This is a genomic window from Peribacillus sp. FSL K6-1552 (genome assembly GCF_038005205.1).
GTDB classification, from domain to species: Bacteria; Bacillota; Bacilli; order Bacillales; family DSM-1321; genus Peribacillus; species Peribacillus butanolivorans.
In genome coordinates this window covers 1,032,153-1,047,413 of record NZ_JBBOST010000001.1, presented here as the reverse complement: position 1 = coordinate 1,047,413, position 15,261 = coordinate 1,032,153, and the positions used below count along the sequence as shown (strand labels likewise).

Here is a 15,261-nt window from a genome sequence, read left to right as displayed (position 1 = left end):
TGCTTACTTCGTTAGGAATAAGGTGTGATTTCAGGCACCTTAGAATTGAGGGCCCAATTGCCGATATCCCGAATTTTATATTCAATCGGATCATGCAATGTATGGGTTCTTATATTCCTCCAAAATCGATCATACTGATACCTAGCCGAGGTAGCTCTTGCACCCATTACATCAAACATACGATTCGTTACCTCTAATGCCGTTTTCGCTACGGAAACCTTCGCTGTTGCAATCGTGATTCCGCACTCTCCCCGTTCCTGCTCAGTTAGTGTCCACTCTTTTCCCCATACATACTGCAGGCCATCTGCAGCATTTTGAGCCAGTGCAGCTGAAGCTTTTAATTGAACGAATAATTCTCCATAATGGCGAATGGTATAGGGATCGCTGGTTGCATCTTCTACATTAGACGTCAACCAAGGACGGGTCACATTTTTTGTATAGTTCTTTGCTTCCTCAAAGGCTCCTTCCGCAACTCCTAGCATCACATGAACCAAAATTGTTTGGGCAATATGTGTCCTTAGTGTAGGAAACAAACCTTGGAGGTCTTGTTCATAATGATCAAGCACCTCTTCATTTTTCAGTAACACTTCATTAAAAATAACAGTCCCGCTGTCTGTTTGGCGCTGTCCAAAACTATCCCAATCATCCTGTATAATAATTCCTTTTCGATTAGTTGGAATAACAGCAATAACAGGGCGATCAAAACCTGTGCTCTTAGCAGAAATCAATAAGCGGGCAGAATCCATGGCCCCTGAACAAAAGCTTTTTTTCCCACTCAATATCCATTGTGAGTTTTCTTTCTTCAATAGCAAATTTTCATCCCTCGGATTAAAGGCATTTCCCCAGAACAAATTTTTTTCGGCCGTTTCCTTATATAACTTCTCTTTCTGAAATGGAGATCCGAATAAGTGGACAGATGTCAAACATAAGAAATGATATCCGAATAAATGTGCGATCGATCCATCCACTTTTGCCAGTTCACGTGTTAATTGTAAAACTGTTTTCCAATCTTCCCCTTTCCCTCCTAGGGATTTTGGAATCATAAGCGAAAGCAAACCACTTTCACGAAGTAAGTCACGCTCAAATTTTGCCGTTCCTCCTCGTTTATCTCGCTCAATTGCTGTTTTAGCAAATTCCTTCGCTAATGAGGAAGCTATCTCAAGATAATCAGCCTTATTTTCTTTCGCTATTTTCATTAATTGAGTCCTCCTTAATTCGTCTTTATTTCTCAAAAATAATAAAGAGACTCCCCTCTCAAGATATATTCCACCTTGAATTGGGAGCCTCTAGTGACCTAGTCGGCTATTAAATTATCAGAATCTTCGTTTTAATATTAAATCTTATTAAACACATTAGTCAAGTAATGGTTAAGAATGGTTTTTTATAAAGGGTACAAATCCGCCTCTCAATGCTCACTTGACAGGTAGGCTTAATGTATATTAAACTTTCTCACAAAGGTGTACGTACTTAAAAAAACAAAAAATGCTGACTGGTTTACCAGAGGCTCTTGTCGAATTCTTCTTTTTTGAAGGCTGACAAGAGCCTTTCTTTATGAAAAATTGCTTTTTAGATAAGGGTATTCCCGAAAAACAGGAGGTAATATTAATGAGTTTACAATTTGCATATTGGGCACCAAATGTAAGTGGAGGTCTGGTTATTTCGGATATTCCCCAAAGAACAGGTTGGACGTATGACGCGAATAAACGATATGCACAAATGGCCGAAAATCTTGGATTTGATTATGTTTTACTACAAACTAGATTCTTTGCAAGCTATGGGGCTGAGAATCAATTAGAAGCTGCTACGCTTGCTTCTGCATTGGCAAGTGTGACAAATAAAATTAATATCATTACCGCCGTTCTTCCTGGACTGTGGCACCCAGGTGTCGTAGCCAAAATTATCTCAACAATCGATCATATCAGCAATGGACGTGCTTCCATAAATATCGTTAGTGGATGGTTTAAAGGCGAGTTTACTGGTTATGGAGAACCATGGTTAGATCATGATGAACGTTATCGGCGTTCTGAAGAGTTTATACAAGTACTACGGAATTTATGGACAAAGGAAGCGACTACTTTTAAGGGTGATTTTTACCGAACAAATGAAGCACCCCTAAAACCCAAACCGATTAACCCTCCCAAAATATTTCAAGGTGGCAACTCTATTGCCGCAAGAGAAATGGCAGGACGAGTGTCTGATGTTTATTTTATAAATGGAAACACACTAGAGAAATTAAAAGAACAAATAAACCATGTACGATCACTGGCTCGCTCGAATGGAAGAGAGATTCAGATTGGTGTTAATGGTTTTGTGATTGTCCGTGATACAGAAGAAAAAGCAAAACAAGTTTTAACAGATATTGTTTTACATGCAGATCAAAAGGCTGTCGAAGGATTTAAAAGCCAAGTGAAATTTGCAGGTCAAGCTTCTTCACAAGGTGAAGGAATGTGGCAAAACTCAACATTCGAGGATCTCATTCAATACAACGACGGATTTAAAACCGGGTTAATTGGGACTGCCGAGCAAGTTGCGGACCGCATCATTGAATTAAAAAAAATCGGAGTGGATATCATCTTAACAGGATTCCTGCACTACGAAGAAGATTTACAAGTCTTCGGGGAGAAGATAATTCCTCTCGTAAGGCAAAAGGAAGCAAAGGTAAAAGAAGAAATTGCTACTATATAGCTAATAGCAAAGAATGCAACACTGATTTAAAGTGGTCACAATACTCCGAAGTAGTACAAGTATTTGAGTTTTCATAAGCATCCTTTTTCCCTTTCAATAAAATAACAATTATAATATCAAAGTGGAACAAATTAACACGAATGGAAAATACAAATAAATACTCGGAGGTAATGAAGATGAAAGTTGTTGCAATTGTAGGGAGTATTCGTAAAGAATCTTATAACCTAAAGCTTGCTAAATTTATTCAAACTCGATATCAAGAACGGTTTGAACTTGAAATCTTAAACGTTCGGGATTTGCCTTTTTATGACCAAGATATCGAAAACGACCCTCCTGTAGTGGTAAAAGAATTTAAAAGCAAAGTGGCCAATGCAGATGCAGTCTTGTGGGTAACTCCTGAATACAATGGAACGATTCCAGGCGTATTAGGCAATGTTATCGATTGGTTATCACGTGTAGATAAAGTCATGATTGGTAAACCATCATGGATCATGGGTGCGTCCATGGGACATTTAGGAACGGTTAAAGCCCAATTACATTTGCGTGAAATTCTATTTGCTCTAGGGATCTCCTCTCCTCTGCTTCCTGGAAATGAAGTGTATGTTGGAGCAGTTCATGAAAAAATCGATAAAGAAGGTACTCTTACTCATGAACCGACTGTTCAGTTTTTAGATACGGTCGTTGATAACTTCATTACCTGGTTTAATCATCATAATCGTTAATTTAGTAAAAACCCCAGTAGGAATGATCCTACTGGGATTTTTTATGCGTCAAACCTATTCATTAAACTACCTACGCCTAGTATAAGTTGTGAGACAGATTCACTCTTTTAGCTGAACTAATTGCCTACTAAATCCTCTACCCTATTAAAGAAGAGCAGACTAACGAGGAAGTAAGTCCATGATAAAACCTATTAAAACCATTATTAAGAAGTGTATGATTCAAGAGATGCCTTCATCCTCTTCCCGCTTGAAATGAAGGGTATTTCGTCATGCCCCCATCAGCAAATAGGGTGATGCCCGTAACATAACTAGACTCCGAAGATGCCAGCCATACGGCAACCGCAGCGATTTCTTCGGGCTTTCCAATGTACCCCATCGGAATCATACTTTCAAGATCCTTTTTCTTTTCAGGATCTTCAAGCTTGTCGGCATTTATTGGTGTGGCTATTGCACCAGGACCAATGCTATTTACACGAATCCCTTTTGGCGCATATTCTAACGCCAAAGTTTCCGTAAGCAACTTCACACCACCCTTGCTTGCCGCGTAGTGAACAAATAAAGGCCAAGGAATTTTCTCATGTACACTGGACATGTTTATCACATTTCCTTTAATGTTGTTTTCTACAAAATACTTGATGGCTTCACGGCAACCTAAAAAATTACCAGTTAAATTGGTATCAATCACCCGGTTCCAGTCGCTTAAGGGCATCTCATGAGAAGGAACTGGATTTTCTATTCCTGCATTATTAATGAAAATGTCTAGTTTTCCAAATTCCTTTATGGCTGATTGCACAAGATTAATGACATCTTCTTCAACGGTGACATCACCTTTTACTGCAATAGCCTCCCCATCAGTTTTTTTGATTTCTTCTAACACACTATCTGCTTCCTCTAATTTAGTACGGTAATTAACCACGACCTTTGCCTTTTCCTGAGCAAAGCGAATTGCCATTGCTTTTCCTAAACCAGTAGATGAACCAGTTATCACAACGACCTTGCCTTCTAAATCTGTATACATTCTATCATCCTCCAATTAGCTTTTTGCGAGGCCGAGCATAACCCCAGCTATAATAATCAAGATAATTCCAATAACGATTCCAATTAATTGGCGCTTTGTTTTCTTCTCACGTAAAATGATGATCCCGCCGAGAGTTGAGATGACTATGCCCATTTGAGATAGGGAAAAACTCGTAGCGACTCCCACACGAGGCTGTGATATAAATAAAAACATGTTTCCTGCTGCCCATATTAATCCAGGAATGATATTGCGAATTGCATACTTATTAAACGGCTTATGTTTAAACGTTAATAATAAGCCACCTACCACCATCCCGATTGCTTGAGGAAACAATGCTGACCAGCCATTAACATCAAAAAGACGTGCAACAACCACATAAACTAAATAACCAAATGTTGAGATGAGTAGAATAACGATTCCCTTTTTCAAGTTTCCCGATTTACTCTCTTTTGATTCTTTATCTTCCAGTGAGGTCAACACGATTCCAATGATAATAAATACTAAAGCCAGTACGCCTAAAATAACCGCTTTCCGTGTAGACCATTCGTGAAAAACAATGACTCCAAATAAAGTAGTAGAAATTAGCTGTAATCCCGTTGAAATCGGCATTGTTTTAGAAACACCCATTAAATCAATGCTTTTGAGCTGATTAGCTTGTCCAACAGCCCAAAAAAGTCCTGAAACAAACCCCACACCAAAAACTAGAGGTGACAACTTGATATCCGCGAAAAAATAAACCCCAATAGAAAAAATCAAAGCCCCAATCGTTGTACCGAGCGTTTGACTATAGGGACCACCACCAAGTTTCACATTAAATAAAACGATACTTCCCCAGAATAGTGCCGGTAAGAGAGCTAATAATATATCCATCTTCAACCCCCACATATGTATATTCGAAACATAAAATCAGGAAATTAATTTTATTTTGTCTTTTTTTAATATGTTCTCATTAAGGAAATTGAGCCATGGTAATTTTATCAATGAAAACTTCTTAGAGGGTTACTGGATTTTGATCATCTAATAACCATTTAATCTAATGAATGATAATGATGAACTCAAAAGGATAGACAAATTCAGCTTCAGAAAAATTGTCCAACATAAAAAGGATTGCCAGCGGCAACCCTTTTTTCTCAATATAGAGCGTAAATTGAAGAAAGAGCAAACCCAGTTAAGGTTTGCTCTTTCGGTAGAGAATACAGCAAAGTAAGACTGTCTATGAAATCACTTTTTATATATTTTTATTTCTTCAAATGATAAGGTACAGTCGTAACAACTACATTCCTTCTATAAAGCAAGTAGGCCTTAATCAGTAAACTTGATTGGTTATGAAGAATATTGTGCCAGCCTTTCTTCGGAATAAATTGAGGGATTATTACCGTAACTTTATAGTTGGATTCCCTCGCTTTATGTTCAACCGTATCTACAAATTTAGTTAATGGCTGTATGATACTCCTGTAATAAGAGTTTAGTGTCACAAGTCTAACATCTGGTTGCCACTTCTTCCATTTTTCTTCGAATTTTTTTTCATCTTCTCTTTCAAAAGAAACATAAACGGCAATAACCTGATGTGCTGAAAGAGATTTAGCATAATTTAAGGAGTTCTCAACCACATGAGTTATACCAGCCACAGGTACAATAATGATATTCCCTTCTATTGGTAAGATAGGCTCACAAGTTGTAATCCTAAGTTGGTCACCAACTGCTTCATAATGCTTTCTAATTCGATGAAAAATAACAATGATGATAGGTAAAAAAATCAAAACAGGCCAAACCTGAGTAAATTTTGTTAAAAAGAATATCATCGTGACGATAAAGCTAATAAGGGCACCAATTGAATTAATGGTTAACTTCATCATCCATCCTTTTGGCTTTTCGCGAATCCATTTAACAATCATCCCGGTCTGGGACAACGTAAATGGAATAAATACCCCTACCGCATAAAGGGGAATAAGATTTTCTGTATGTCCTCCAAATGCAATTATTAAGATGATTGATGCAAGTCCTAGTATGATAATTCCATTGGAATATCCTAATCGGTCTCCTCTAATTGTAAACGCCCTAGGTATGAATTTATCCTTTGCAAGATTTACCGCAAGCAAAGGGAAAGCAGAATAGCCAGTGTTGGCAGCAAGTATTAATATTAATGCTGTCGTACCTTGGATAAAGTAATACATAAAATTGCGTCCAAATATCTCTTCAGCAATTTGTGAAACAACAGTTACCTCTGCGCTAGGAACAATGCTTAAATAATAGGCTAAGAATACAATACCCGTAAATAACACAGCAAGTAAAGAACCCATAGCTATTAATGTTTTTGCAGCATTATTAGGCGCTGGATTTTTAAAGTTTGGAATCGCATTGGAAATCGCTTCAACTCCTGTTAATGCAGAGCTACCTGATGCAAAAGCTCTTAGAAGTATAAATAAACTGATCCCTGCTACTGGTGTTCCGATTGATGCATGTAAGTCAGGGGAAACTTCACCAGTCAAAATTTTGTATACACCTACACCAATCAGAATGAATAACGCTAAAACGAATAGATACACTGGATAGGCTAATACGGAAGCCGACTCTGTTACCCCTCTTAGGTTAAGGATGGTAAGAAGAATTACAAAAATTATAGCAATAATCACATTATATGAATGTAGGCTGGGAAAAGCAGATGTGATGGCATCTGTACCCGCAGAAACACTTACAGCCACAGTTAGGATATAGTCGACTAACAAAGATCCTCCAGCTATCAACCCAGGATTCACACCCAAATTGTTTTTTGAAACCACGTATGCTCCCCCGCCATGAGGATAAGCAAAGATAATTTGTCTATAGGACAAAATTAAAGCCATTAACAGAATCAATACACCAATGGCGATAGGAATGGAATACCAAAATGCTGCGGCACCCACTGTAATTAAAACAATTAAAATTTGTTCCGGGCCATATGCAACGGAAGACAAAGCATCAGAAGATAATATGGCCAAAGCTTTTGTTTTGTTAAGCTTTTGGTCACCTAATGCAGTAGATTTTAGAGGCCGACCTATTAAGAACCTCTTTATAGAAGATAACACTAAGAATCACCGCCATTTTTCAAATTAAGTTTATTTTGCCCAGTTATATGAAAAAAACTTCACGAAAAAAACAAGAATAAAATAGAAAAATGCCCACAAGTCATAGTTAAATAGACCTGCAGACATCATTTTTTTGTCTCACAAGCTCCACCTTCCTTCTCATATAACGCTTACGAGGTTAGCTGTCGGATTCGGACCTTTGAGTAGCCCTACCTAGAAAGGATTCACCCCTTGGATTGAAAACAATCCTAATAACGGTTCCCCCGTACCATAAGGTTTCAGCGATTTAGAAATATGAAACTGTTGATTATCATACTCCCGTGATTCGGAAAAGTAAATGAAAATTTTGCAAACAATAAGAATAATTTTTTCTTAGAGAGGTTATGTTGTTAACAAATACTTCATTAGTGATTAAGACACATTAGTACCAAGAAAGGAGAGAACAGAATACATGCCCCAAAAAACTGATAACCCAATCATATCTGATGAGTTTTTAGATCAAGTGGCTAAAGAAATTAACGAACAATATGGTGGTCCTGCAAAGGAAAAAAATGATCAGCACCATAATAGAAATAGGGAAGAAAGAAGCTGAATACTTCTCTCATTTATTAACAAAAGGAAATTCCTTTCTGAATATCTCCCCAAGAAAACTCTGGATTTCTCCCACCCAGAGTTTTTTACACTAGACACCTTTAATTCCTCACCTGTTTATAACCAGTAAATTAGGAACTACCATTAGTACTTCTCTCCTCTTTGTGGTTTCTTATCAGCTCAAAATACCTCTCACGATTTGTTATTTTCTATACTCAACTTATAAAGAAAACTTTATTTTTAGTTGAGTAAGAATGGAAATCTAGTAATCTCCCCTCACCCTTTAGGACTCATATATTCATTCATTCATTATGATTAACTAATTAAAAATTATGTGCTCTTTCTTTTAACAACTTGTCCAAACCAATATAGCTTATTCTCATAGAATGATTACAAGAAATTATTATTACCGAAAGGAGAAAAACAACATTGAGTGATACTGATGAAGTTTTATATGATTCTCCAATGGTCCCAAATGGAAAACTAATTTCTGGCCATACAAAGGAGTTTCAAAAAGATGTACTTGGCTTTCTTACCCGTTTATCAAAAGAATATGGAGACGTTGCAAAATTCCGTTTTGGACCTTTCCAAAATGTTTACCTCATTTCAAATCCGGATCTAATAAAGCAGATACTTGTAACGAAACAAAAATCCTTCGTCAAATCTAAGGACAGCAATGCTATAAAACCACTCGTTGGTGATGAAGGACTTCTTACAAGCGAAAAAGACGTTCACAGGCGCCAGAGAAGGCTTATTCAACCCTCCTTCAAAAGGTCCCATATTAGCAATTATGCCCAGGATATGATTGATATAACAATGGACTATATTTCAACTTGGGAAAATGAGAAAGAACGGATTATTACGAAAGATATGATGAATATCGCCCTGGGGATAATAAGCAAGACCATGTTCAGCATGGATTTCAAAGATGGGTATGATGTGGTCGGAGAACCGATGGAAGCAGCCTTGAGAATTTCCGTCAAAAGGATGAGAACACTTCTTCAATTACCCTTATGGGTTCCAACTAAAAGCAACCGTGAATATAAAAAAGCGATACAAAGACTTGATAAAGTGATTTATAGCATTATCGAAAAACGTAGGGAAGATGCAGAAAGACATGAAGATATGCTTGGAATTTTAATGGAGGCTCGAGATGATGAGGACGGCTTAGGTATGTCAAACCAGCAGGTACGCGATGAACTAATGACCATCTTCATTGCCGGTCACGAAACGACGGCAAATGCGCTTTCCTGGGCCATATACTTTCTTTCACAGAATCCAGAAGTGGAAACTAAACTTTTCAATGAAATAGATAGAGTAATAGGCAACCGTACTCCTACGCCTGACGATTTCATGAAATTAACATACACACAAAATATTATCAGGGAATCACTTCGCATATACCCGCCAGTCTATATCATTTCACGGGAAGCGGAGGAGGATGTGGAAATAGGTGGGCATCATTTTAAAAAAGGCGATATGTTTTTGCTAAGTCCATATGTGATGCAGCACAAGCCGGAGTATTTTGATAATCCAGATTCTTTTATTCCTGAGAGATTTGAAAACAACTATTTGAAAACTTTACCTACGTACGCTTACTTTCCGTTTAGCGGGGGACCAAGAGTTTGTATTGGTAATCATTTTGCATTGATGGAAGCTGTGCTTGTCCTAGCGTGTATTGCTCAACGATATAGAATTAGGCTAGCACCGGACCATCATGAAGTAAAACCAATTACAACCCTTACACTCAGACCAAAGCGTGGATTGCGCATGATAGTAGAAGAAAGAAATGAAGAAGGGTTCCAACCTGGAGCTTCTGACATTTAAATGAATATAAAATGTATTACATGAACAAAACTTTCCTCCTGCTGATAAGGCCTGTTATTAACTTTTTAAGAGCCGGACCTATTTTGGTGGACATCTGAATTACAAAAGGAGGGATGAAAATGTATATGCTTCATTCACACAAGATGGGTACCATCCACACTGAAATGCACTATCTAGGGATGGCTTCACAGGTATTTGCCGGTTATTTAGAATTTCTACAGGATAGTGAACAGGTGCAGGACACCGATTACCTACATCCACTTTCTTTCTCCACGTTATGTGAGAGTGAATAGAATAGCCTCACAGTTCTTTTTAATAATTATAGAAGAAACCGACCCTATTAAGGTCGGCTTTTTTTATTTTCTTAGCAGTAGCCGCCATATCCTTGAACCGGGGCATATCCACCGTCGTATCCACCACCGTATCCACCACCACAAAAGCTAGCTCCAACAATTATTAACAATATAAACAAAACAACTATAAAGGCGAAACCTCCACCAAATCCAAATCCGCCGTCACAACTTGACTCACAACCTGACATATAGAAACATCTCCTTATTTGTTTTTATAGAAGAACTTAAATGGGTTAGTTCATCTTATGCACTAGTCAGGAAAATGACAGCAATAATACAATTTAACTTTTTTTGGTCTTATAATTAGTTATTTCATGATCTTCACTGAATATTGAATAGGATGAAAATTATTTTGTATCAGCTTTATTTTTTATAGTCTCACTTATATATTGTATATTTTCAGATGATTAACCGCACTTTAAGAAAAGATTGAAGGTGATAGGATGGCCAAAATGCTTCCAGTTTTATTAATTCTATTAGGTACGTATTTACTTATTATGTTCATTGACAACTTACAGGGTTTGAATATGTTCCAATCTCTCTATAACATTAAACAATATTTTACAGTCGCTCGTGGAGAAGATTACTTTCTCCTCTTTTCATTCATTTTTTTCTTTCTATTTTTGAGTATCTTCACAGCCATAAAAAACCAACAGCCTCCCTCTTCATGAAACTGTTGGTTTTATTTTTTGCTTTATATATGCTGTAATCAATAATAGAATGGGGACTCCTATAAACAAAGGTAGATGCAGCAAGTAAGGAACAATTTTGAGTCCTTCATCTATATGAGCCTGATAGCTAGGGGCAATCATAAGCGAAGAGAAGAAAATAACACCGCCAATCACATAAATGGATATAGAAGAAGGTTTCATTTGAAATAAATCGGTTGCCCCAATCACAGCACAAAAGAAAAAGATGGATATTTTAATGAAACCTAAAATGATTAGTAGAATAAGGATGAACGGATCCAATCTTTCAATAAAATCAACGATATTAATATAACTGACTGCTGAAAGAGCAGGAAAAGTAGATCGGAATACGGCATCTGGACCTAGTACGCACAAAAGAATAATCGAATTAATGGTTAAGGAAACTCCACCTATTATAATAGCTGATAGGCCAACTTTTACAGCCTGACTCTTTTTATTCAAATACGGAAGAATCATCGTGAACGTAATCAATTCTCCAAAAGGTACAGTGATACCAGTAGGAAACAACTCTTTCCATACCTTTCTCCATCCGTTGCCTAATACAGGCTGTAGGTTTTCCAACTTTATATATCCGCCTAATACAAACACAACATTCAGAATCAAAAGGGTCAAAATAATAATGCCAAAACATAAGCATGCAACTCGTGCGAAGGCTTCCAGCCCTAGGTGAACTCCATAAATTAAAACAACTGTCATACATATCCCTAACGTTATAATAGATGTACGATTATAAGTGGAGCTAATTAATAATTCTTCAAAATCCCGTAATACTCTTGAAGCAAGATAAACAAAATAGATAATATAGCAAAAACTGATGACACCACCTACATATTTACCCCAGATTTTACGGACATAGCCGGTCATCGGTATGTCAGGATATTTCTTATATAAAGAAATATACACTAAATACAGTACACATCCGATAAGGGTTGATAAAAGATTCACAATCCAGACATCTTGCTTGGCACCCTTTCCTATATCTAGCAGTATATTACTTCCAAACATAAAAATAACCATCATACAAAATAACTGAAATCCATCAATTTTTATTTTGGCCAATGACTGCTCATCTCCTCATTCCATTTATTTCGGCTCATAAGGTTCCATTCGTATTCCGGAATTTATTACATTGACTTTGACCTTCATCGATATCTGCGCATCTGAAAATAGGTTATCCCAATCTTTTTTATGCTGACGCCAATAATCCGGGTTTGTGCGGGACAGGGCATCACCAAAACCGAAAATGTCTGCCTTTTCTTTTTGAGCGATGCTAATGGACTTTTTAATTTGCTTTTTTAGTTTATTTTCCATTTTTTTTTCGAACTCTTTTAACAACTTAGGATTGCTTAAATCCAGTTCACATGATGTATCTACCGTTTCAGCCATCACGTTCAAGCTTGTGTGAATGACAGGTTGTTCATGATGGATTTCTGTTTTTATTTTGCTTTTTACTCCGATAGCGTTGATCGTCACATTCCCCTTATCACCGCAAGGTAACACAACTGGGGTCCTATTTATTTCCGATGTAACGAAATTAGCAGCTCGGGCGGTTTCTCCATCTAACCATCTCACCAATTTTCCTTTTCTAAATATGGCTAATCCTTTTGACTCTAAAATAGCTGGGGTTGTCGTCTCAAAATTGCTTGTTTGCTTCGCCTTCTTTGAATCATTCCTTATACTAATTCCAGGAAGTAATACGTCCTTACCTTCACTCAAAAGCGCTGAAATGGCATCATATACTAACACTTCACTAGATGATCCATACATTTGTTGATTATTTTTAGTTGTGCTTAAGATATTTTTACCCGGAGTAATCTCAAGTGGTTCAATTACACTAAGCACATCCTCAGCAGTCTTCCCGCGCGCAATAAAGATGGGGATACTTGTCCGTGCACCTTTGCCTCTATCAAAAGCATCAAATAATAAATCAATACCATTTCGTGCTAACTCTTCATCTATAGCAATGAGCGAAAGATGTGAAATCATATTTTCTCTCGGAATAACGGCGGATTCCTTTCCAAAAGCCTCCTGCAACGTTCTTGCCGTTATCGTATAGTTGATGATAGCGAGACCCTGCCCTCCTGAAGAACCGGTTTGAGATATCCCGCTCGGATTAATGACTTGATACGTTACTCTGTACGGTTGTTCTGGATCGTCGTTTTGATCAATTCCCATCCCTGTAATGACCCCTAGCTGGTTTAATTCTCGATAATTCGAACATCCTGAAATCAATAAACAAATGGCTGCGATCCATAAAAGTGAACTATTAATTTTCATTTTTTTGTCCTCATTCGTCTTTAGCCGAGTTTTATTTGTTTGACGATTTTTTCAAAAGTGATGGTAAAGGGAAACGAAAAAAACCATCTTTTTGCTCCTTTAAACGAAAAGGAGCAAAAGGAGCAAAATACGGTACACCAAAAGACCTCAGACTGCTCATATGAAGCCAGATACATAAGGTGGTAAGCAAAATTCCATACAAGCCAATAAATGCTGAAATCATAATAAAGATAAAGCGAAATCCGCGAGTCACATTAACAATACTAGTATTGGGCAATGTAAAACTGCTGATAGCGGAAACGGCGACAATGATGACCACTGCTGCTGACACAAATCCCGCTTCAACAGCTGCCTGCCCTAAAATAAGTGCCCCTACAATTGATACAGCTGGTCCGATCGCTCTTGGCATTCGAATTCCTGCCTCACGCAACATCTCAAACGCCAGTTCCATCACTAACATTTCGACAATCGCCGGAAAAGGAACAATTTCTCTTTGTGCCATTAAGCTAACTATTAATGTGGTTGGAATAAGCCCCTGGTGATGGGTAATCAGTGCCAAATACATAGCAGAAGCATATATCGAAAGAATAAAGGCTCCAAATCTTAACAACCTTAAAAAGGAACTAGTATAATGATTTTGATAGTAGTCCTCAGGAGATTGGAAAAATTGCGAAAAAATTACAGGGGCGATTAAAACAAAAGGTGTTCCTTGAATAATGATGGCAATTCGTCCTTCCAATAAATTCCCTACGACGGCATCAGGTCGTTCCGTATTTAAAAGAAGTGGAAAAATAGTCATTCCATCATCTTGAATAAATTCCTCAATGTAATTTGATTCAAGAACGCCATCTATATCAATACCCTTTAATCGTTCTTTAACTTCCTGCAAAATGCTTTCATCTGCAATTCCCCGAATGTACATTATCCCTACATCGGTTTGAGTGACTTTTCCGACTTTCATGCTTTCTAAGCGTACATTAGGATTCTGAATTCTTGCCCGTATTAAAGACGTATTGGTTCTTAAATTCTCCGTAAAACTATCCTTTGGTCCTCTAATGACCGTTTGACTTGACGGTTCTGTTATCGCGCGGGACTGCATTTTTTTCGTACTGGCAATGATTGCTTTGGGACTTCCATTCAGCAGCACTGCCGTATCCCCTGTCAAAACCGCTGACACGAATTCCTGCCAATTTTCTATTACTGTTAATTGAGATACAGTGAAAATGTGGCTTGTTTGTTCTTCTTTGAACGTCAACACTTGATCATTTTCTTTTAACCACTGAATTAACGGGTCCACTATGTTTTCATTTATGATGCTATCATCAGCTAATCCATCAAGATGAATAATAGCTGCTCGTAACGTTTTTTGGTGTGGAGACTCAATCACTCGAACAGTCAAATCTGAACTGTGCCCAAGTTCATTCATTACTCTCTCTACATTTTCATTCACATCGTCGTATAAGGTGTTTACTGTTATACGATTTGTTGAATGTTTTTCTTTAGACTTTATTAGAGAACGCCTGTTTCGCATTTCCCCCCCCCCATTTAGATGAATATGTTTCGTTCAGCAATGATTAATTTTATTGTTTGTATCTACTTTAGAAATATGTATAAAAAGGTTACAGAGAAAAATATTGAAAATTACTCTCGTTATTTTTAGAGCTTAGATCCGATTAAGAAATGTATAGGTGGTAATGGTACAAGTAATTGAAAAATTGTGATTTTTAAAAAAAAGAAAATCAACCAGTTATTAAAATAGGCAGAATTCCTTTATCGAAATTATAAAGAGTAAAGAACCCAAATTCCTCATTTTGAAATTTGAGTTCTTTGTTTACAAAGTGTACTTATATGAACGGGAATCTTGATATAAGTTTTTCAGTAGTTCCTCACAACATTTATTTCCTAAAAAATATGCTCTTTAAAAGTGAGGCTTCTAATACAAAAATAAATTAACTTTATCAAATGACATTTTAAAATAAGAATAAGTATCAAAATATGTTTAAATACTATCCA

At 37.1% G+C, this 15,261-nt stretch carries 12 protein-coding genes, 1 pseudogene and 1 riboswitch; of the genes and pseudogenes, 5 read left to right on the top strand and 8 right to left on the bottom strand.

The window, feature by feature from the left end; genetic code table 11:
* Positions 1-11: 11 nt before the first annotated feature.
* Positions 12-1,196, bottom strand: a complete 1,185-nt coding sequence (locus tag NST21_RS05025; protein WP_340888054.1) for an acyl-CoA dehydrogenase family protein — start codon at positions 1,194-1,196, stop codon at positions 12-14.
* 409 nt (positions 1,197-1,605) lie between these two features.
* Between NST21_RS05025 and sfnG the strand changes: the two genes are divergently transcribed.
* Complete coding sequence (gene sfnG / locus NST21_RS05020; RefSeq protein WP_340888052.1) at positions 1,606-2,685, top strand: dimethylsulfone monooxygenase SfnG; 1,080 nt, start codon at positions 1,606-1,608, stop codon at positions 2,683-2,685.
* A 176-nt stretch (positions 2,686-2,861) separates the two neighbouring features.
* A complete protein-coding gene (locus NST21_RS05015) occupies positions 2,862-3,407 on the top strand; it encodes an NADPH-dependent FMN reductase (RefSeq protein WP_053344697.1) in 546 nt (181 codons plus the stop codon).
* Positions 3,408-3,639: 232 nt separating this feature from the next.
* Here NST21_RS05015 and NST21_RS05010 read toward each other — a convergent pair whose 3' ends face one another.
* The 3 genes from NST21_RS05010 to NST21_RS05000 form a co-directional block, all read right to left on the bottom strand.
* Complete coding sequence (locus NST21_RS05010; protein WP_053344696.1) at positions 3,640-4,425, bottom strand: SDR family oxidoreductase; 786 nt, start codon at positions 4,423-4,425, stop codon at positions 3,640-3,642.
* Between the two features lie 15 nt (positions 4,426-4,440).
* The gene (locus NST21_RS05005) at positions 4,441-5,295 is read right to left on the bottom strand and encodes a RhaT/GlcU family sugar-proton symporter (RefSeq protein WP_340888050.1); all 855 of its coding nucleotides are present in this window, start codon (positions 5,293-5,295) and stop codon (positions 4,441-4,443) included.
* Between the two features lie 368 nt (positions 5,296-5,663).
* Positions 5,664-7,490, bottom strand: a complete 1,827-nt coding sequence (locus tag NST21_RS05000; RefSeq protein ID WP_340888049.1) for an APC family permease — start codon at positions 7,488-7,490, stop codon at positions 5,664-5,666.
* Positions 7,491-7,641: 151 nt separating this feature from the next.
* Positions 7,642-7,784, bottom strand: a riboswitch (cyclic di-AMP (ydaO/yuaA leader).
* Positions 7,785-7,941: 157 nt separating this feature from the next.
* Between NST21_RS05000 and NST21_RS04995 the strand changes: the two genes are divergently transcribed.
* The 3 genes from NST21_RS04995 to NST21_RS04985 all read left to right on the top strand — a co-directional run bounded on the left by NST21_RS04995 (position 7,942) and on the right by NST21_RS04985 (position 10,201).
* On the top strand, positions 7,942-8,082 hold the full coding sequence (locus tag NST21_RS04995; RefSeq protein WP_340888047.1) for a bacitracin ABC transporter ATP-binding protein: 141 nt from the start codon (positions 7,942-7,944) through the stop codon (positions 8,080-8,082).
* 428 nt (positions 8,083-8,510) lie between these two features.
* Complete coding sequence (locus NST21_RS04990; protein WP_340888046.1) at positions 8,511-9,908, top strand: cytochrome P450; 1,398 nt, start codon at positions 8,511-8,513, stop codon at positions 9,906-9,908.
* A gap of 119 nt (positions 9,909-10,027) precedes the next feature.
* Positions 10,028-10,201 carry a hypothetical protein gene (locus tag NST21_RS04985; RefSeq protein ID WP_157444081.1) on the top strand — a complete coding sequence of 58 codons (174 nt, stop codon included), beginning with the start codon at positions 10,028-10,030 and terminating at the stop codon, positions 10,199-10,201.
* Between the two features lie 134 nt (positions 10,202-10,335).
* Here the strand turns inward: NST21_RS04985 and NST21_RS28700 are convergent.
* The 4 genes and pseudogenes from NST21_RS28700 to NST21_RS04965 form a co-directional block, all read right to left on the bottom strand.
* Positions 10,336-10,449, bottom strand: a pseudogene (locus tag NST21_RS28700) (YjcZ family sporulation protein); the annotation flags it as partial.
* Between the two features lie 477 nt (positions 10,450-10,926).
* On the bottom strand, positions 10,927-12,030 hold the full coding sequence (locus NST21_RS04975) for a GerAB/ArcD/ProY family transporter (RefSeq protein WP_340888043.1): 1,104 nt from the start codon (positions 12,028-12,030) through the stop codon (positions 10,927-10,929).
* 24 nt (positions 12,031-12,054) lie between these two features.
* A complete protein-coding gene (locus tag NST21_RS04970) occupies positions 12,055-13,248 on the bottom strand; it encodes a Ger(x)C family spore germination protein (protein ID WP_340888042.1) in 1,194 nt (397 codons plus the stop codon).
* A gap of 31 nt (positions 13,249-13,279) precedes the next feature.
* Positions 13,280-14,779, bottom strand: coding sequence for a spore germination protein (locus NST21_RS04965; protein WP_340888041.1), 1,500 nt, complete (start codon positions 14,777-14,779; stop codon positions 13,280-13,282).
* Positions 14,780-15,261: the final 482 nt, after the last annotated feature.

Coding starts and splice junctions, on each gene's coding strand:
- NST21_RS05025 (WP_340888054.1), bottom strand. CDS start 1,196: ATGAAAATAGCGAAAGAAAATAAGGCTGATTATCTTGAGATAGCTTCC.
- sfnG (WP_340888052.1), top strand. CDS start 1,606: ATGAGTTTACAATTTGCATATTGGGCACCAAATGTAAGTGGAGGTCTG.
- NST21_RS05015 (WP_053344697.1), top strand. CDS start 2,862: ATGAAAGTTGTTGCAATTGTAGGGAGTATTCGTAAAGAATCTTATAAC.
- NST21_RS05010 (WP_053344696.1), bottom strand. CDS start 4,425: ATGTATACAGATTTAGAAGGCAAGGTCGTTGTGATAACTGGTTCATCT.
- NST21_RS05005 (WP_340888050.1), bottom strand. CDS start 5,295: ATGGATATATTATTAGCTCTCTTACCGGCACTATTCTGGGGAAGTATC.
- NST21_RS04995 (WP_340888047.1), top strand. CDS start 7,942: ATGCCCCAAAAAACTGATAACCCAATCATATCTGATGAGTTTTTAGAT.
- NST21_RS04985 (WP_157444081.1), top strand. CDS start 10,028: ATGTATATGCTTCATTCACACAAGATGGGTACCATCCACACTGAAATG.
- NST21_RS04970 (WP_340888042.1), bottom strand. CDS start 13,248: ATGAAAATTAATAGTTCACTTTTATGGATCGCAGCCATTTGTTTATTG.
- NST21_RS04965 (WP_340888041.1), bottom strand. CDS start 14,779: ATGCGAAACAGGCGTTCTCTAATAAAGTCTAAAGAAAAACATTCAACA.